Annotated in this window: 19 protein-coding genes; 18 read left to right on the plus strand and 1 reads right to left on the minus strand. The window is 47.6% G+C overall.

The window, feature by feature from the left end:
- Positions 1-172: 172 nt before the first annotated feature.
- The 15 genes from DHU66_RS10775 to DHU66_RS10845 all read left to right on the plus strand — a co-directional run bounded on the left by DHU66_RS10775 (position 173) and on the right by DHU66_RS10845 (position 12,123).
- The gene (locus DHU66_RS10775) at positions 173-385 is read left to right on the plus strand and encodes a Maff2 family mobile element protein (protein WP_102343515.1); all 213 of its coding nucleotides are present in this window, start codon (positions 173-175) and stop codon (positions 383-385) included.
- 19 nt (positions 386-404) lie between these two features.
- Complete coding sequence (locus DHU66_RS10780) at positions 405-1,271, plus strand: VirB6/TrbL-like conjugal transfer protein, CD1112 family (protein WP_108775963.1); 867 nt, start codon at positions 405-407, stop codon at positions 1,269-1,271.
- Positions 1,272-1,283: 12 nt separating this feature from the next.
- Positions 1,284-1,709: a PrgI family protein gene (locus tag DHU66_RS10785; protein WP_108776149.1), complete on the plus strand. Its 426-nt coding sequence runs from the start codon at positions 1,284-1,286 to the stop codon at positions 1,707-1,709.
- Positions 1,648-4,080, plus strand: coding sequence for a VirB4-like conjugal transfer ATPase, CD1110 family (locus DHU66_RS10790; protein WP_108775964.1), 2,433 nt, complete (start codon positions 1,648-1,650; stop codon positions 4,078-4,080). Before DHU66_RS10785 ends, DHU66_RS10790 begins: the two co-directional genes overlap by 62 nt.
- Positions 4,043-5,848, plus strand: coding sequence for a C40 family peptidase (locus DHU66_RS10795; protein ID WP_108775965.1), 1,806 nt, complete (start codon positions 4,043-4,045; stop codon positions 5,846-5,848). Before DHU66_RS10790 ends, DHU66_RS10795 begins: the two co-directional genes overlap by 38 nt.
- Before the next feature lie 13 nt (positions 5,849-5,861).
- Positions 5,862-6,116, plus strand: coding sequence for a DUF4315 family protein (locus DHU66_RS10800; RefSeq protein WP_108775966.1), 255 nt, complete (start codon positions 5,862-5,864; stop codon positions 6,114-6,116).
- Positions 6,106-6,819 carry a DUF4366 domain-containing protein gene (locus DHU66_RS10805; protein ID WP_108775967.1) on the plus strand — a complete coding sequence of 238 codons (714 nt, stop codon included), beginning with the start codon at positions 6,106-6,108 and terminating at the stop codon, positions 6,817-6,819. The genes DHU66_RS10800 and DHU66_RS10805 overlap by 11 nt, the downstream gene beginning before the upstream one ends.
- Positions 6,809-7,006, plus strand: a complete 198-nt coding sequence (locus DHU66_RS10810; RefSeq protein ID WP_108775968.1) for a hypothetical protein — start codon at positions 6,809-6,811, stop codon at positions 7,004-7,006. Before DHU66_RS10805 ends, DHU66_RS10810 begins: the two co-directional genes overlap by 11 nt.
- Positions 6,993-8,732, plus strand: coding sequence for a JAB domain-containing protein (locus DHU66_RS10815; RefSeq protein WP_167836369.1), 1,740 nt, complete (start codon positions 6,993-6,995; stop codon positions 8,730-8,732). Before DHU66_RS10810 ends, DHU66_RS10815 begins: the two co-directional genes overlap by 14 nt.
- Positions 8,733-8,746: 14 nt before the next feature.
- Positions 8,747-9,094, plus strand: coding sequence for a hypothetical protein (locus DHU66_RS10820; protein ID WP_108775970.1), 348 nt, complete (start codon positions 8,747-8,749; stop codon positions 9,092-9,094).
- Between the two features lie 17 nt (positions 9,095-9,111).
- Complete coding sequence (locus DHU66_RS10825) at positions 9,112-9,729, plus strand: YodL domain-containing protein (RefSeq protein ID WP_108775971.1); 618 nt, start codon at positions 9,112-9,114, stop codon at positions 9,727-9,729.
- A gap of 9 nt (positions 9,730-9,738) precedes the next feature.
- On the plus strand, positions 9,739-9,942 hold the full coding sequence (locus DHU66_RS10830; RefSeq protein ID WP_108775972.1) for a transposon-transfer assisting family protein: 204 nt from the start codon (positions 9,739-9,741) through the stop codon (positions 9,940-9,942).
- Positions 9,939-10,286 carry a plasmid mobilization protein gene (locus DHU66_RS10835; protein WP_245309532.1) on the plus strand — a complete coding sequence of 116 codons (348 nt, stop codon included), beginning with the start codon at positions 9,939-9,941 and terminating at the stop codon, positions 10,284-10,286. Before DHU66_RS10830 ends, DHU66_RS10835 begins: the two co-directional genes overlap by 4 nt.
- A gap of 76 nt (positions 10,287-10,362) precedes the next feature.
- Positions 10,363-10,656: a hypothetical protein gene (locus DHU66_RS10840; RefSeq protein WP_108775973.1), complete on the plus strand. Its 294-nt coding sequence runs from the start codon at positions 10,363-10,365 to the stop codon at positions 10,654-10,656.
- A 78-nt stretch (positions 10,657-10,734) separates the two neighbouring features.
- The gene (locus DHU66_RS10845) at positions 10,735-12,123 is read left to right on the plus strand and encodes a relaxase/mobilization nuclease domain-containing protein (RefSeq protein ID WP_108775974.1); all 1,389 of its coding nucleotides are present in this window, start codon (positions 10,735-10,737) and stop codon (positions 12,121-12,123) included.
- A 13-nt stretch (positions 12,124-12,136) separates the two neighbouring features.
- On the opposite strand, the gene DHU66_RS10850 is transcribed toward DHU66_RS10845, so the two are convergent.
- A complete protein-coding gene (locus tag DHU66_RS10850; protein WP_108775975.1) occupies positions 12,137-13,330 on the minus strand; it encodes a hypothetical protein in 1,194 nt (397 codons plus the stop codon).
- A gap of 333 nt (positions 13,331-13,663) precedes the next feature.
- Here DHU66_RS10850 and DHU66_RS10855 point away from each other — a divergent pair, with 333 nt between their 5' ends.
- From DHU66_RS10855 to DHU66_RS10865, 3 genes are read left to right on the plus strand one after another with little or no spacing between them, the layout of a single operon-like run.
- The gene (locus DHU66_RS10855; protein ID WP_108775976.1) at positions 13,664-13,891 is read left to right on the plus strand and encodes a helix-turn-helix domain-containing protein; all 228 of its coding nucleotides are present in this window, start codon (positions 13,664-13,666) and stop codon (positions 13,889-13,891) included.
- A gap of 12 nt (positions 13,892-13,903) precedes the next feature.
- Positions 13,904-14,320: a BREX-3 system P-loop-containing protein BrxF gene (gene brxF, locus DHU66_RS10860; RefSeq protein WP_108775977.1), complete on the plus strand. Its 417-nt coding sequence runs from the start codon at positions 13,904-13,906 to the stop codon at positions 14,318-14,320.
- A gap of 15 nt (positions 14,321-14,335) precedes the next feature.
- Positions 14,336-18,061, plus strand: a complete 3,726-nt coding sequence (locus DHU66_RS10865) for a DUF6079 family protein (RefSeq protein ID WP_209451817.1) — start codon at positions 14,336-14,338, stop codon at positions 18,059-18,061.

The following is an 18,061-nucleotide window of genomic DNA, read 5'->3' on the forward strand; positions in this document are numbered from 1 at the left end:
TTTGTTTCCGGGCAGAAATAGCTGCCCATCAAGTTTGTCCTCAGTTCCAGCAACAGTACCGGTCACCGGACAAAACCAACAGAATGATAAGAGGTCCAAGAGACACCGGCAGAGCTGGAATTCAGGAATATATTTTATGGCCGCAGGAGACGGCAAAAGGAGGAAAACGAATATGGCATTTTTCACCAGCGCAGTAGGAGTACTGCAGACACTTGTTATCGCACTCGGGGCAGGTCTTGGTATCTGGGGTGCAGTCAACCTTATGGAAGGGTATGGCAACGACAACCCTGGCGCCAAGTCCCAGGGCATGAAGCAGCTGATGGCCGGCGGAGGTGTCGCGCTGATCGGCACTACCCTGGTACCGCTTCTCGCAGGACTGTTCTGATCGGGAGGTGATCTTCTAAGTGGACACGATCTTTCAGCAAATCACGGATTGGCTGAAAGAAATGCTCGTGGGCGGAATTATGAGCAGCCTGACCGGCATCTTCGATGCTGTGAACCAGCAGGTCGGAGATGCCGCGGCACAGGTTGGGACGACCCCGGCGAGTTTCTCGCCGGGTGTCTTTTCCTTAATCAGAGGAGTATCCGAATCAGTGATCGTGCCGATCGCCGGCATTATCCTGACGTTCATTGCCTGCTACGAGCTGATTCAGCTGATCATCGAACACAACAATCTGGCCAATTTCGAGACATGGATCTTCTTCAAATGGATCTTCAAGACGTTTGTGGCAGTCATGCTCATTACCAACTGCTTTACGATCACAATGGCAGTCTTTGATGTATCGCAGCATGTCATTTCATCCGCCGGAGGAATCATCAGCGGCAGTACGGCGGTAGACAGCACCGCGCTGGAAGGCATGCAGGACACGCTGGAAGCCATGGAAATCGGTCCGCTTCTAGGCGTCTATCTGCAGACGTTCCTGCTGAACTTCGGCATGCGGATCATGTCTCTGATCATCTTCATCATTATCTACGGGCGCATGATTGAGATCTATCTCATGACAAGTCTGGCACCGATCCCATTCTCAACATTCGGTAGCAGGGAACAGAGCCAGATCGGACAGAACTATCTGCGATCGTTATTTGCTCTGGGGTTCCAAGGGTTTCTGATCATGATCTGTGTCGGCATCTATGCGGTGCTGATCCAGGGAATCTCATTCTCAAGCGACATCGTGGCATCTATCTGGGGAGTCATGGGCTATACCGTATTGCTTTGCTTCACGTTGTTCAAAACCGGAAGCCTGGCGAAATCGGTGTTCAACGCGCATTAAGGAGGAATGAACTTGTCAGCCTATATTTCAGTACCAAGAGACCTGACCAAGGTCAAATCCAAGATCTTTTTCAACCTGACGAAGCGGCAGCTGATCTGTTTTTCCATCGCCGCGGCGATCGGCGTTCCGGCATACTTCCTGCTTCGAAAGACCGGGAACATGAGCTTTGCGGCCATGTGCATGATCCTCATCATGCTGCCGTTCTTTTTCCTGGCTATGTATGAGCGGGACGGGATGCCGCTGGAGGTCATCCTGCAGCATTTCATCGAAGCTAAGTTCGTCAGGCCCAAAGACAGACCGTATCAGACAGATAACTACTACGCAGCCCTGCAGCGCATGGCAGAGGCGGAACAGGAGGTGAACGCAATTGTTCTTCATGCAGAAGCGAAAAAGAGAAAAGGCAGCCGTAAAGCTGCCCGACAGCCTCAGCAGAAGTGAAAGGAAACAGATCGAACAGATAGCTGTCCGTGCGAAGAGAGATGACGGCGTGCCGCGTACCGCGCAGCAGACCATTCCGATCGACCGGATGTTTCAGGACGGCATCTGCCGGTGCGGGCAGAACTACTACACAAAGACCATACAGTTTCAGGACATCAATTATCAGCTGGCCCAGCAGGAAGACAAAACCGCCATCTTTGAAGAATGGTGTTCCTTCCTGAATTTCTTCGACAGCTCCGTGCATTTCCAGCTTTCCTTCATGAATATGGCGACGGACGCGGCAAGCTTTGAGAAAAGCATCCGGATTCCTCTGAAGAAAGACGGATTCGATGATGTCCGGGAAGAGTATTCCAGAATGCTGCGGACCCAGCTGGCACAGGGCAATAACGGCCTGACCAAAACAAAGTATCTGACCTTTGGCATCGAGGCAGAGTCCATGAAACAGGCAAAACCGCGTCTGATCCATATCCAGACGGATCTGCTCAACAACTTCCGCCGGCTTGGTGTGACGGCAAATGTTTTGGATGGAAAGGAACGCCTGAAGGTCATGCATGACATGTTTCATATGGGAGATAAGGACCGCTTCGCATTCGAATGGAAATGGCTCGTTGAGTCCGGGCTTTCAATCAAAGACTTCATCGCGCCGACGTCCTTCTCATTCCCGGGCGGCAGGACATTCCACATGGGGCCGCTCTACGGAGCGATGTCCTATCTCTCCATCACAGCATCGGATCTTTCCGATCAGCTGCTGAAGGATCTTCTCGACATGGAATCCAGTCAGGTTATATCCATGCATATCCGCTCGGTGGACCAGAATGAAGCAATCAAGACGGTCAAGCATACGATCACGGAACTGGACCGTTCCAAGATCGAGGAACAGAAGAAGGCAGTGCGTTCCGGCTATGACATGGACATCATCCCATCAGATCTTGCGACCTACGGCAAAGACGCAAAGGCTTTGCTGCAGGAGCTGCAGAGCCAGAACGAGCGCATGTTCCTACTCACTTTTCTGATCATGAATACCGGGATGTCAAAGCAGGAGCTGGACAATAACATTTTCCAGGCATCGTCCATTGCGCAAAAACACAACTGCAATCTGCGCCGGCTGGATTTCCAGCAGGAACAGGCATTGATGAGTTCCCTTCCGCTGGCGATGAATCAGATCGAGATCGAGCGGGGCATGACGACCAGCTCCACGGCGATCTTCGTTCCCTTTACCACACAGGAGCTCTTCCAGGATGGCAAGGAATCCCTGTATTACGGGTTGAATGCCCTGTCCAACAATCTGATCATGGTCGACCGCAAGATGCTGAAGAATCCCAATGGTCTGATCCTTGGCACACCGGGATCCGGCAAGTCATTCAGCGCCAAGCGCGAGATCACCAATGCTTTTCTGGTAACGGATGATGACATCATCATCTGCGATCCGGAAGCAGAATATTCCCCGCTGGTCAACCGTCTGAAGGGACAGGTCATCAAGATCAGTCCTTCCAGCAGTCAGTACATCAATCCCATGGATATCAACAGCAATTACTCAGAAGAGGATAATCCGCTGGCACTCAAAGCGGACTTCATTCTGTCTCTCTGCGAACTGATCGTAGGCGGTAAGGAAGGTCTGCAGCCGGTGGAGAAGACGGTCATCGACCGCTGTGTCCATCAGGTCTATCAGAAGTATTTCGATGATCCGTCACCGGAGAATATGCCGGTGCTGGAGGATCTGTATGATGTTCTGCTCCGGCAGGAAGAAAAAGAAGCGAAGCATGTAGCGACGGCACTGGAAATCTATGTCAAAGGTTCTCTGAATCTCTTCAATCATCGTACTAATGTCGATATCAATAACCGCCTGGTCTGCTACGACATCAAGGAACTGGGCAAGCAGCTGAAGAAGCTGGGCATGCTCATCGTGCAGGATCAGGTATGGGGCAGAGTCACCGCCAACCGGGAAGCAGGAAAGGCAACCCGGTACTACATGGATGAGTTCCATCTGCTGCTCAAGGAGGACCAGACAGCCAGCTATTCCGTAGAGATCTGGAAGAGATTCCGCAAGTGGGGCGGTATTCCGACCGGCATTACGCAGAACGTTAAAGACCTGCTTTCCAGCCGGGAAGTCGAGAACATCTTCGAAAATTCCGATTTCATCTACATGCTCAACCAGGCGCAGGGCGACCGGCAGATTCTGGCAAAGCAGCTGAATATCTCACCGCACCAGTTGTCTTATGTCACGCACTCCGGAGAAGGTGAAGGACTGTTGTTCTACGGAAACGTCATCCTGCCGTTTGTCGATCACTTCCCGCAGGATCTGGAGCTGTACCGGATCATGACAACCAAGCCGAATGAAATGGAAAAGGAAGGTGATGCTATTGCCGGATAAGAAGATCAATCCGGAGAATGCAGCTCCGGATCAGCCGGACATTCTTCCGAATGAATCCGGCTATACCAGAAAGAAAAGCAGGTTCAAAGGCACAGATCCCAAAGGCGATAAGCTGCGCTTCGGCAGGAAGAAAGAAACCGAGCCGAAGAAAACTTCCCATGTATCATCTGCAGTTCTGACGCAGCGCATGCATGCAGAGATCGAGAGGCAGGACCAGGACGACAACATCGGCACGGAAGCTGTCAACCGCAGCACGGAAATGGCAGAGGAGGGATCCTATGCACTCCGGAATACGGTCAGCCGTGTTCGCTACGGGCAGAAACTCCATGCTTCAAAGAAAGAAGCAGGCGCTGCAGAGATAGCAGCGGAAGAGGCTGCTGAAAAGGCAGATGTAGCGATGAACACTGTCGGTGCAACGGCAGAAGCATCTCAGAATCCGGTGAGTGGTGGATACGCTTCCCGTCTTCATGAGAGAAGAGAAGCCGTAAAACATCCCAAGGACAACACGGGCTCCAGCTGGCTTTCCCGCTGGCGGCAGAGACAGTCCATTAAGGCAGAGTATCAGGCTGCCAGCACCGGTGAGAAGACCGGATCAGCAGCCGCGGTCCAGAGTACAAAGACCTTTACGGAGAAGATTCGGGAACTGTTCGGATCCGCCGCAGAGACCATTACGGAACATCCGGGAGCGTTTCTTACCTGCGGATTGCTGGCATTGATCCTGATGTTTGTGACCAGTACGTTCTCATCTTGTACCGCGCTCTCCGGCAATCCCGGAGCGACAATCCTTGCAACCAGCTATACCGCGACGGATGAGGATATCAGAGGCGCGAATAACGATTACAAAGCAATGGAGGCAGATCTCCAGGCACAGATCGGCCGCATTGAATCGGATTATCCCGGTTATGACGAATATCAGTATGACCTGGCGGAGATCAATCACAATCCTTATGTCCTGACGTCCTATCTGACGGTGCTATTCGAGGATTACAGCAGGGAAGAAGTACAGACAAAGCTGCAGGAACTGTTCCATGCGCAGTATTTCCTGACGACCAGGGAAGAAGTGCAGATCCGCTACCGGACAGAAACCAGAACCGGAACCAGGACAAAGAAACACAGGGATCCGGAAACCGGAGAGATTACAGAAGAAGAGGAAGAGTACGAATATGAGGTACAGGTTCCGTATGAGTACAAGATCCTGCATGTCAAACTGGCAAATAACAGCCTGGAGATGGTCGTGGCAAATTCCGGTATGACGGATGATCAGATGGAACGATATCAGCTTTTACAGCAGACCAAAGGCAACCGGTCGTATCTGTTCGAAGATGATATCTACGCCAGTGATGTGCCAGGTCTGGATTACACGCTGAACACGGAAGCATTATCCGATGTGAAATTTGCCAACATGATGCGGGAGGCAACCAAGTATCTCGGTTATCCGTATGTATGGGGCGGATCATCTCCGTCTACGAGTTTTGACTGTTCCGGTTTTGTCTGCTGGGTGATCAACCACAGCGGCAACGGCTGGAATGTCGGCAGAACGACAGCGGAGGGTCTCAGGCAAATGCTGCGGATCATCCCGGCAAGCGAAGCAAAACCAGGTGACATCATCTTTTTCCAGGGTACCTACGATACACCGGGGGCCAGCCATGTCGGCATCTACGTCGGCGACGGCATGATGATCCACTGCGGCAATCCGATTCAGTACGCATCCGTCAATTCATCGTATTTCAGAGCGCACTTTTATTGTTACGGCCGTTTACCAGGTTAAGAAGGAGGAAAAAATGAGCAGAAAATTAGACAAGATCGGTGAGGATCTGGAGAAGACCAGAGCTCGCTATGAAGAATACGGCAGAAGAATTCAGGAACTGGAAGCACAGTATGCGGAACAGGAGAAATCCGAGATCAGCGATATCGTCCATGCGGCGAATCTGACACCGGACCAGCTGCAGAAATTGCTGGCAAAGATGGCGGTGGATCCGATCCCGCAGGGTGCAATTCCGGAAGATGTCATGGAGGATAAGCAGAATGAAGATTAAACGAATGCTGAGTACCTTATTGTGCTGCAGTGCATTGATGATGAGCTGCACATCGATTCCGGCCTATGCGCAGACCAATGAATCTACTGATCCCGGCACTACCGAAGAAACAGTGCAGGAAGAGACGCAGCCGGAGGAAGACGAAGACCTGCCTCCTCTGACACCGGAAGGGAATATGACGCTGGTGGACGACATTACTTCCGAGAAAACAGGGAAGCAGTTCATCACAGTTGTCAGCAAGAATGGCAACTACTTCTATATCATCATTGATCGCGACGATCAGGGTGAGAACACCGTTCACTTCCTGAATACCGTCGATGAATCCGATCTTCTGGCACTGATGGATGAAAAAGATGCCCAGGCAATCCTCGATGCGGAAGCCCAGGAGGAAGCTGAGAAGACAGCGGCAGAACAGGCGGCAAAGGAAAAGGCAGAGAAGGAGGCTGCTGAAGCGGCGAGTCAATCGGAAATTACACCGGCAGTAAAGGAAACGAAACCGATCAACTGGATCCCGGCAGCTGTCTGCGTCATGCTGGCAGGCATTGGTGTTGTCGGATTCTTTGCCATCCGGATGAAGAAGAAAACACAGAAGACAGAACAGCAGCCGGATCCAGATGCGGACTATCACGAAGACGATGATGGCTATGATCTTCCGGAGGACACGGATGATGAAACAGAGGAAGAGTCCAAAGATGACGAATAAGGATATGCGGGCGGTTTCGGAACTGCCCGCTGTCTTTCCTTCTAAGCAGAAAGGAGTTCCTATGAATGATGAAGAAGAACTGATCGAATTTTCGACAACCGGAACCATCCGCGATGATCTTCCCATGACTGATGAGCCTGTGATCCTCGTGATCCCGATCGGAGGTGATGCCGATGCGTTCAGCTAAGGAATACAAACTGGAACAGGTCGGGATCCGGATGGTGCAGGAACCGCCGCTGTATTCTACAGAACCGATCACCAGCCCGCAGGATGCAGTCCGGATCATCGCCGAGACGTTGAAAAAGTATGATCGGGAAGTTTTCTGCGTGGTCAATCTGCGCAATGACATGAAGCCGATCAATGTGAATGTGGTATCAGTTGGTACGCTGACTGCTTCCCTGGTTCATCCTAGGGAGATCCTGAAGAGTACGATTTTGTCCAATGCGGCGTCGGTCATGCTTTTTCATAACCATCCAAGTGGTAATCTGATGCCATCCCAGGATGATATCGATGTGACGGCCAGGCTGCAGAAGATCTGTGATCTGCTGGGGACACCGGTGCAGGATCACATCATCATCGGCAATGATGACCGGTATTTCTCCTTTATGGAACATGACATTCTGAAGATCCCGCCTGCACCGGAGAGGGTTTCTCTGGATGATATCGATCTGAAGGGAGTAGCCGAACCGCCGGCAGGCTTCACAGCTTTGAAACAGGAGTCCGCACCGGCAAAGAAAAAGCCGATCGAGGAGATTACGGATCAGCTGGAAAAGGGTGTGCAGGAGATCTTTGAGAGCGACAAGTACAAAGAGTGGCTCTCCACAATGTCCAAGTTTCATCATTATTCGCTGAACAATACGATCCTGATCGCCATGCAGAGACCGGATGCGACTTCCGTAGCCGGGTATCAGGCATGGAAGCGGAACTTCGGACGGCAGGTCCGCAAGGGAGAAAAGGGCATCAAGATCATTGCTCCGTCTCCGTACAAGATAAAGGCAGAACAGGAGAAGAAGGATCCGGCAACCGGGAAACCGATCCTCGATGCCAACGGGCAGCCGGTCAAGGAGACGGTGGAGATCGAACGTCCGGCATTCCGTGTGGCAACGGTCTTTGATGTCAGTCAGACGGATGGCAAAGAACTGCCGACACTTGGCGTAGATGAGCTTTCCGGTCAGGTGAAAGACTTTGACCTGTTCTTTGAAGCACTGAAGCGGACTTCTCCAGTTTCGATTACCTTTGAAGAAATCACCGGTGGGGCAAAGGGATATTACCAGGTCGTGGATCAGCGGATTGCGATTCAGGAAGGGATGAGTCAGACACAGACTGTAAAGACAGCGATCCATGAGATGACGCACGCTACATTGCATTCCCTGGAAAAGATGAAGGCAGACGGGAAGGAAAAGAGCAGCCAGACCAAAGAGGTTGAAGCCGAAAGTGTTGCCTATACGATCTGCCAGCACTATGGCATAGATACTTCCGATTATTCCTTTGCCTATATCGCCGGCTGGTCTTCGGGAAAGGAAACAGCAGAGCTGAAAGCGTCCTTGGAAACAATCCGCAGTACCGCCAGTGATCTGATCACAAGAATTGATGAGCAGCTGGAAACGCTGATGAAAGAGCGTGAAGCAGAGATCCAGCAAGCAGCCGAGCAGCCGTCTGTCCTAAGTGCTCTGCAGCAGTTATCTGTTGCCGAAAATACGGATAAGCCAAAAGAGTACCGCTATCAATGCAATCATCGTCCGCCGGGACCCGGTGCCGTACCTAAAGAAGGACTGGAGTACTGCGACGATGAAGGATCCGGAAGATACGGTGATGTCGTTTACAACCGTCCGCTGACAGAGAAGGAACTAAAGAGTTTTGAGCTGGATCCGGTAAAAAGCATGAAGCGGGAAGCCAGAGATCCGGAGCGCTAGAGGGAGGTGATCCGATGACGATAGACGAACTGGCACAGCGCCTGGATCAGTTTGCATATGATTTCGATCCTTACGATTACATGGATTCTATGGATAATCGGGAGGCAGGATTCGAGCAGGTCAAAGCAGATCTTCTGCATAGTGATGTAGAAGGAATCCAATCATTTCTGCAGGAAGCCATAGAGGAAATGGAACCGGACGATGAACTGCTGGAAGAAGCATCTTCCCTGTTGGATGAGCTGGAATCTTATGAACGTACAGATCGGAGAGCATCTGTTCTGGATTCCATCCGGCAGGCAGAAGAATTGAACAATGTCCGTACTTTGGATAGCAGAAGGACGGCACCCGCACCGGAACGCTGAGAGGAAGGAGGTACACAGTGTCAAAAGTATTCAAATGGGATGAGATCAACGGACATGGATCCGAGCAGGACCGTGTGGAAGCTTTTCTGACAGATTCCACGGATACCTATGCGATTCTGCAGCTGCGGCATGCGCCGGAAACGGAAGAAGAACGGTTCATGTCTTACAGTGCGCTGCATAAGCAGAAGATCGAACCGGACGTTGATCATTATGAAATGGTATATGCGGCTCCGCTGATTCCCTATGCGGATCAGCAGACAATGATGGAGGATCTGTACCGAAAGTTCAATGTTGCCAGTCCGGAAGATTTTCACGGGCACAGCCTGTCGGTCAGTGATGTGATTGCCATCAGGCAGAACGGTGTAATCTCGGCACATTACGTTGATACGATTGGATTTCAGGAACTGCCGGGTTTCTTCTCCGGCAGGAATCATATCCGCACCCTTGAGGATATGCTGGAGCAGAATGATAATCAGCTGGATGGAGTGATCAATAATCTTGCGGAGGAGACGCAGCCTTGCAAATGTGAGGTAAAAAAAGAATCTGTACTTGATCAGCTGAAGGATCTGAAGGAGTCAGCTCCGGAACCGCCGAAGGATCTGGCGGAGAAGCTGCTTGAAAAGATCAGAGAGTGAGGTGATGAGGTGAAATTCACAAAGGATGAGAAAATGCTGATGATGCTCTACAATCAGGGATCGCGCACCGGACTGGCAGATGAACTTTCGAAAATGCAGAAAACACTGACGAAGGAGGACAGGGATCTGAAGAAAATGATCGACGGTCTGGTGCCGAAGCTGGACCAGATCTCGGATGCAGAATTTGATCAGATCCTGGACACCTGCCTGTGAGTGAAAGTGCAGAAGCAAAGCGCGATACCTTTGTTTCCCTGCGGCTGGATGCAGATGAAGTAGAGCGGATCCAGCAGAAGATGGAAGAAGCCGGCATGCATAACCGCAGTGCCTATATACGGAAGATGGCACTGGACGGATATTGTATTAAGCTGGATTTTTCGGAAATGCATGAACTCGTCCGGCTGCTCGGCATCTGCAGCAACAACCTGAACCAGTATGCCAGGAGAGCCAATACGGACGGGAGCATTTATCGGGAGGATATCGAGGATCTGCGGGTCCGTTTCAATGAATTGTTTGAAGCCGGCCATACAATTGTGAATGAACTGAAAGCTCTTGCATGATTTCTCTGGAAGTAAATCGACATCCTTGCAGTCCGGATTATGATCTAATATCCTGCAGACAGAAGGAGGTGCCGCGATGTTTATGATTCGATTGATCCTGAAAGTTGTCTCTCTGCCACTGATTGCTGTGACGGCACTTGCCGGTCTGTTCCTGCGGATCGTTACAAATCTCTCGTCTTATATCACCGGTCCGTTTCTGATCTTCATTGTCATCTGCGATGTCTACAGCCTGGTCATGAGAAGCTGGCGGGATGTTTTCCTGTTGACGCTGATCGGTGCAGGTTGTTTTGCCATTTATCTTTGCGCCGGCATACTGATCGCACTGATTGAAGATGCCAGGGACGGACTCAGAGGTTTCCTGCATTCATAAAAACACAACAACGAAATCAAATTTCCGGAGGCTGCCTGATCTTCAGACGGTCTCCGGATTTTTCTATATGGAGGTACTATGGCAGCGACCAAATTGATTTCCATGCACCAGACAAAAGGGAAGACAGCTGTGCAAAGTCTGAAAGGCCGGCTCGATTATTCCGAGAATCCGGATAAAACAGAAGACGGTAAATATATTTCTTCCTATGCCTGCAGCCCGGAGACAGCAGCGGAAGAATTCGCACTTTCCAAGGAAGAATATCTGCGGATCACCGGCAGAGTCTATAAGGGAGATATCCTGGCTTACCAGATCCGACAGTCATTCAAGCCTGGTGAGATCACACCGGAAGAAGCAAACAAGATCGGTTATGAAACTGCGATGCGTTTCACCAAGGGCGAGCATGCCTTTGTTGTATCAACACATACAGACCGTGCCCATATACACAATCACATCATCTTTAACTCTGTTGCACTGGACTGTACGCGGAAGTTCAAGAATTTTTTCTTCTGTGGTCTGGCGTTGCAGACGCTGAGCGATATCATCTGCCTGGAACACGGAAAATCTATCATTCAGAAATTGCCGCCATCTCAGCGAAAGAAGCGGGAGACATATCCCAAGCGTCATGCATTCCGGGATGAACTTCGAGGACAGATCAGCAGTGAGCTGCAGAAGAAACCAAAATCCATGGATGCATTTGTCTCTTCCTTGGAGAAATCCGGGTATGAGATCAAGCGGGGAAAGCACATTTCGGTTAAGGGGCATGGACAGAAACGATTCATCCGTCTGGATTCTCTCGGTGAAGGATTCGCTCAGCAGGACATCGAACAATTCATCCAAGGCAATACAAAGAAACGACCGGCCCGGAAAAGAGATGAACAGATGGATCTGCTCATCAACCTGCAGGATAAGGTCCTGTCGGGTAAAGGCAGCGGCTATCAGCGCTGGGCAGAGAAGTTCAATGTCAAACAGATGGCGAAGGTCTTGCTCTTTCTGCAGCAAAACAATATCCATGATATGAAGCAACTGCGCAGGCTTGCTTCGGAAGCATCCAGAGGTGCAGACAATCTGCATGAAACGATCCGTTCCATGGATGATCGTCTGGAAGAGATCCGCCAGCTGAAGAACCACATCTTCAATTACTCCCGGACAAAGAATATATATGAGGAATACAGGAAATCCGGATATGATCCTGCCTTTCTTACAGAGCATGAAGAAGACATCCGCAAGCATGAAGCCGCTAAGGATGCCTTCGATCAGTTGCCGGACAAGAAGATCCCGAAGGTAAAAGAACTTAATGAAGAATACAGCCGCATCGTAGAAGAGAAGAAAAAGGCTTATGCGGAATACCGCACAGCCAGGAACAAAGCCAAGGAACTTCAGATTGCATTGAAGAATGCGGAGATCATCCTGGAGAACGAGCAAGAACGAAAACGCGAAAGAAAATTTGGTAAAAGCCAAGCTCGTTGAAATACAGGGAGACTTAAATGGCGTTCATCTTTATCAGAAAATCTGTGAAAAGAATCGCATTCAAAGCTGTCTTCTTGCTTGGATATTGGCTAAACCAACTATGCGCCATCTGGTGTCTTCCTGGCAGATCCTGTTTAATTTCTTCTACGGAGTTACAGTCGTAGAAAATACAACTTGTGCTGAACTCAGCATATATTTGGGGATAATCATTATTAAGGATCAATTCTTCTGATTCAGTTCTTATTGCTTTTATACTTTGTCGTTCATTGCCATGACCAGTCTTGTCTTTTATGATACCTTCCCAGAAAGATACTAACACAATTGCAGTAATGGCATATTCTCCTCTGTGGTACGCATAGACAGCTTGGTTTAATATACGTATTTGAAAGCTTGCGAGATCACAATATCTCCATGATTTTCGAATACTCTCAATTCTGCTTTTCGTATACTGATCATAAATCAACCGGTTAATTCTCTTCTCACGGCTTTTGGACCCGGCATTTGTATGAATAAGAGTATTCATTAAGCTTTTGTGAAATTCTCTATCTTCCAGACTGATGATATAAGGAAACCAGTTCTCACTTAATAAAACCTGATTCAGCCCGTTTAAATATGATGATAAGATTGATTTCCCAATCTCGCTCAGGTGAGTATAAAATGGCTGATAAATTTCTGTTATCTTAGCGATGGATGATAATAGAGCTTGGTTTTGTGCAGCAATCGTCTGTGCTAATGATTCTTGTTCCAATTTCCACGCGGATGTGTCAATTAGTGATCCAATATTAAGTTTGAATGATTGCAGTGCAGCATCAGTTACTAAGCTTGTATTCAGATTTGATAACGGTTGAAAAGACCGGAGAATAGAAGCCATAGAATCCATATATGCTGTCTGTAATGGTTTCGTAGATTCAACGACAGATTGAAGGGCAGACGATATCCCTTCCATTGAAACTGTAGCTGCTGTAATAGATAGCCGATCCATTACAGGTGTCAATATTTCTGAAAAGCGCAGATTTTGCCTCTGAATTGAGTTGAGCGTTTCCTGTAATGCCGGAGAAATAATCGATGCCTGGATTGAATTTGATAAGTTCGTAATATTAGCAATGGACGCAGCTAAAGAATCATAAGCCGCTGTTCTGGTTCTGGAATCTAAATCGTTTTTTGATGATTCATTCGGGATTTCTGTATCTTTTTCGTCTTTATCCATTCGATTTTCCTTATTGGTAAAAATAGATCTTTGCCGCAGGCAAAGTTCAAGGGGATTGGGGTGCTTCCCCAACAAGCATCTGGTCTTCGTGACACGAAGACACTGCTTGCCCATCTATTTTTCCATTACTACCGTGCTTGTTAACACGGTTCGATCTATAAACAATTAAACTCCACGAAAATATAATTGGCAATAAGAAATTGGCTATTTACAGCATCTGGTCCTCGCAACAGGATGCGAAAAAGTCATTGTAGATGAATACAGCTTACGATATACTGATAAGTAGTAGGATTTTCACGGATTTCTAATTATCCTTGGTGGGATGGAGGCTCTATGGCTTACTCGTATAACAAGCTTTGGAAATTACTAATCGACAAGAAGATGAGCAAAGCAGATCTGCGGAAAGCAGCCAATGTTGCTCCTAATACAATGACCAGACTTTCTCGCGATGAAGAAGTGACCATGGCAGTCCTTTCAAGGATATGTGATGTTCTTGGCGTGGACTTTGGAGATATCGTTTCTTATATTCCGGATCAAGATCAAGAAGAAAAACAGCAATGAGGGGGCGAGAATGTGGGCGTAATAACTCGTATTGATAAACTTGCTGATGACAAGTATATGAAGCCGGTAATATATACTGCTCGTAATTATGCTTCAGGCATAGAACAGATTTCTATGAACCGTCCTCTTGCCGAGAGGTTAATAAAGCTCACTACACCTAGGCAGCGTGGAATGCGGATGGGAAAAGTGTTGTTGGATTGTCTAAAGGATCAGCCGGATGATGTTGTGATAACAGATATCGATGTAATGTTTAACCCGGATTATCCGATCGATGTTCTGCAGGTTTTAATCGATACCTGTAGAGTGAAAGCTTTCCAGGTCCTATGGCCCGGAAGCTATGAGTCTGGAGCGCTTATATATTCTGTTCCGGATAGACCAGATTATAAGAAGTATTTGATTGAAAACTATGATGTAACAGTCATCATTTAACGACGGAGGGGAAATATGAAGTATTCAGAATTGATCAGCTTTCATCCTATAGAAGATATTATTCAGCTGACTACTGCAAACGATGATAACAGAGCCAAAGAATATGTAAAAAGCTATGTGATGAGTGATCAGATGGCGGAGAATCTGAAGGCACCGGTTATCGACCAACTTCAGATGGACGAAGTAGTAGACAATCACGGTGTATTGATCGTTGGTAATTATGGTACAGGTAAATCTCACTTGATGAGTGTTATTTCGGCAATCGCATCGAACGCAGATGATCTGCAGTATCTGCAGAATAAGAAATTTGCAAATGAGATGCAGTGTGTTGCGGGTAAGTTTGAAATACTTCGCATGGAAATTGGCGGGGTTACGATGAGCTTACGCGATATTATCTTCGGTTACATCGAAGATGATTTTGCAGATAGGGGAATTGATTTCACAGTTCCGGATTTGGATAAGGTTCGTGATAACAAAAAGCTTATTACGGATATGATGCTTGCCTTCAACGAGAAATATCCTGGCAAAGGGTATTTAATTGTGGTTGATGAGCTTCTTGGCTACCTCTCTTCAAGAAATGAAAAGCAGATTGTGCTGGATCTGGAATTCCTTCGTGCACTTGGTGAGATGTGCAGTAAGAGCAGACTGCGTATTATTTGCGGCCTTCAGGAGAAAATCTTTGATAATCCTCGCTTCAGTTTCGTATCGGATACACTGAAGCATGTCAGTGACCGGTTTACGCAGCTTTTGATCACAAAAGAAGATACAGCGTATGTTGTATCTGAGAGAATTCTGAAGAAAACACCGGAGCAGAAGGCATGGATCCGTCAGCATCTTGAGAAATTCTCAAATCTGTATGGTGGAATGTCATCTAAGATGGATCAGTTTGTCGATCTCTTCCCAATCCATCCAGCCTATATTGACGTTTTCAATCAGGTTTATCTCGTTGAAAACCGGCAGATTTTGAAGAATATTTCTATAACAATCCGAGATATTTTCGATGAGCAGGTTCCGGAAGATAGACCTGGAATTTATTCCTTTGACACATATTGGCCGGCAATTAAATCAAATGGACTGCTGAAGAGTGATGTGACAATCCGCAGAGTCGTTGATGCAAGCTCGCAGCTTGAAGATATCATTGACAGAGCTTTCCCGAAACCGTTTTATAAACCGCTGGCAATACAGATCATTTATGCTCTTAGTGTGCACAGATTGACGACGAACGGACTTGATGTTCAGTTCGGATTGTCTGCTGAAACACTGAAGGATGATCTGTGCTTATTCCTGCCAATGCCAGAACAAGATCCAGAATTCCTCTTGGGCATTATCCGCACCACGCTCAAGGATATCATGATGACTGTATCTGGCCAGTTTATCGTTTACAACGACAGCAATGGTCAGTATTACATCGATGTAAATAAAGTTGTTGACTATGATGAGAAGATCAAGCAGAAAGCATCCATCATGGCTCCAAGTGAATGGAACCGCTACTTTTATGAAGTGGTTTATGGATGCATGGAGTGGTCAGAGAAGCAGTATGTTCCAGGCTTTGAGATTTATCAGTATGACCTGAACTGGGAAAGCCATAACATTTTCCGTGAAGGTTATCTCTTTATGGGAATTCCGGAAGAGCGCAGTACTGCTCAGCCGGAGCGTGATTTCTATATTCATTTCATGCCTCCGTATGATGCGAAGGAAGATCATGTTCGGAATTTAGATGACGAAGTGTATTTCTACTTCAAACCATCGGCAGAGTTTAATGACAACATGCAGCTATATGCTGCTGCCAGCGCCATGGCAAATGAGAGTGAGGGCAAGGATAAGGATGCTTATCTGACAAAGAAGTCCACTCTTAAGAAGAAGCTGATCCGTTATCTCAGTGAGAACAGGAATACCTGCTTCGATGTAAGCTACCATCAGCATCGGAGACAGCTGATTGAGATCCTGCGCGGAAAACATATTGTTGACAGCACATTTAAGGGGTCAATCGATCTTGCAGCGTCTTTGTGCTTTGACGAGTATTTTGATAATAAATATCCTGAGTTCCCGGTGTTCAGAACCAAAATCACCAGAAAGAACATGGCGGAGAATGTCCGAGCAGCGTTTGACTATTTTGCCGGTCGTAAGAATAGCCAGGTTGCGGTAGCATTGCTCAAAACCTTTGGCGTGCTTGATGACCATGATCGCATCAAACCGGAAGGATCTAAGTATGCCGGCTATTATATCGATCTGCTGAAGAAGCTTCCTCAGCAAGGGGTTCTGAATTACAGCGATCTATTTGAATATCAGTACGGATGGCAGGATTCCGTCGAGTTTGTTGATAAACACTTTAAGATCAGCATGCTCTTCACACCGATTATCTTCCTCTCGATGGTATATGGCGGATATGCAGTTATCACACTGAGAGATGGAAAGACGCAGGTGACAGCATCTTCACTGGACCAGATTCCTAAGACAGGTGCACTGGATTTATATGAATTCAAATATCTGTCAAAACCTGCAGAAGTGTCTCTTGCTGAATTGAAGAAGTTATTCGAGATACTGGACATCAACCCGGTTTATCTGGATAACCCAAATGATCGAGAGAAAGGCATCAGCCTGTTGCTGAAGAAGGCACAGGATCTTAGCAATACAGCAGTATTGAGCAGCTCGAAAATTGAGAACAGCTTTGATCTGTGGGGCGAGCCGATGGCAAGTACGCTCTTGATTGCGCAGATGCGGAATGCCTGCAAGGTCATTAGAGACGAGTTTGCGAACTACGGTGCAAAGTATAATACGCCGGCAAAGCTCAACAACTTCTCACATACGATGGAAGAAGTGGAAGAGTTAGAAAAACAGATCAAGATCCTGATGGCTGTTCCGGAATATCTGACATTTAAAAATGAATGCTCCGACATTATCAACTACATGTCAAAGATTGAATACTTTGATCTGGGAGATGATCTCAAGAAGCAAATTTCAGATGGCAAAGAGCAGTTCCGCCAGATTCGTGACAGTATTGCGGACGGAACAAAAGGCGATGCTGCAGCACATCAGGTAGAGGCTGCTCTTGATAAGGTTAAGGATGCGTATATCAACCTGTATTTTGAGGAACATAAGAGAAAGCGTCTGGATATAAATGAAGCGAAGAAACGCGGCAAACTACAGGAAAGCCAGGCTCTTGCTAACCTGAAGAAGCTTCGTAATGCAGATGAAAATAAGAACGTTCTTTCACTTGCAAAATTGCAGGCTATTGAACAGGATCTGGCAGAGCTTGTTACATGTTATGAACTGACACCGGAAGAACTGAAGCATGATCCTGTTTGTCCTCATTGCCATTACCAGATTGGCAGCAAGGCCAAGAATGTGTATGGACAGCTCGATAATCTGGAGCAGAGAATTGATGATCTTGTGACTGAATGGACCGGAATGCTACTGAATACAATTACTGATCCTATCGTTCTTAGTCAGAAGAAATATCTTAAGAAAAAACAGGCAGATGTAATTGATGAATTTGTGGCAACAAAGACTCTTCCGCGGAAGGTAGATGACTTCTTTGTGCAGAGCATTAAAGATCTGCTGAAGGGTTTTGATCCGGTTGTGATTGATACAGATGAGTTGGTTTCCAAGCTGGACGAAATTGGACCATGCGATGTCACAACATTTGAGGCAAAAATCAAGTCACTCATTGACGGATATATTAAAGACAAAGATCCGAGCAAGCTGCGCATTGTAGTGAAACGGAAAGACAGTGAGGCATGA

It is taken from the genome of Lactimicrobium massiliense, from assembly GCF_900343155.1.
Taxonomy (GTDB): domain Bacteria; phylum Bacillota_I; class Bacilli_A; order Erysipelotrichales; family Erysipelotrichaceae; genus Bulleidia; species Bulleidia massiliensis.

What these genes read in the sequence shown, in the direction of transcription:
- DHU66_RS10775 (WP_102343515.1), top strand. Translation starts at nt 173, where the DNA reads ATGGCATTTTTCACCAGCGCAGTAGGAGTACTGCAGACACTTGTTATC.
- DHU66_RS10790 (WP_108775964.1), top strand. Translation starts at nt 1,648, where the DNA reads ATGCAGAAGCGAAAAAGAGAAAAGGCAGCCGTAAAGCTGCCCGACAGC.
- DHU66_RS10795 (WP_108775965.1), top strand. Translation starts at nt 4,043, where the DNA reads ATGAAATGGAAAAGGAAGGTGATGCTATTGCCGGATAAGAAGATCAAT.
- DHU66_RS10800 (WP_108775966.1), top strand. Translation starts at nt 5,862, where the DNA reads ATGAGCAGAAAATTAGACAAGATCGGTGAGGATCTGGAGAAGACCAGA.
- DHU66_RS10805 (WP_108775967.1), top strand. Translation starts at nt 6,106, where the DNA reads ATGAAGATTAAACGAATGCTGAGTACCTTATTGTGCTGCAGTGCATTG.
- DHU66_RS10810 (WP_108775968.1), top strand. Translation starts at nt 6,809, where the DNA reads ATGACGAATAAGGATATGCGGGCGGTTTCGGAACTGCCCGCTGTCTTT.
- DHU66_RS10815 (WP_167836369.1), top strand. Translation starts at nt 6,993, where the DNA reads ATGCGTTCAGCTAAGGAATACAAACTGGAACAGGTCGGGATCCGGATG.
- DHU66_RS10820 (WP_108775970.1), top strand. Translation starts at nt 8,747, where the DNA reads ATGACGATAGACGAACTGGCACAGCGCCTGGATCAGTTTGCATATGAT.
- DHU66_RS10840 (WP_108775973.1), top strand. Translation starts at nt 10,363, where the DNA reads ATGTTTATGATTCGATTGATCCTGAAAGTTGTCTCTCTGCCACTGATT.
- DHU66_RS10845 (WP_108775974.1), top strand. Translation starts at nt 10,735, where the DNA reads ATGGCAGCGACCAAATTGATTTCCATGCACCAGACAAAAGGGAAGACA.
- DHU66_RS10850 (WP_108775975.1), bottom strand. Translation starts at nt 13,330, where the DNA reads ATGGATAAAGACGAAAAAGATACAGAAATCCCGAATGAATCATCAAAA.
- DHU66_RS10855 (WP_108775976.1), top strand. Translation starts at nt 13,664, where the DNA reads ATGGCTTACTCGTATAACAAGCTTTGGAAATTACTAATCGACAAGAAG.
- DHU66_RS10865 (WP_209451817.1), top strand. Translation starts at nt 14,336, where the DNA reads ATGAAGTATTCAGAATTGATCAGCTTTCATCCTATAGAAGATATTATT.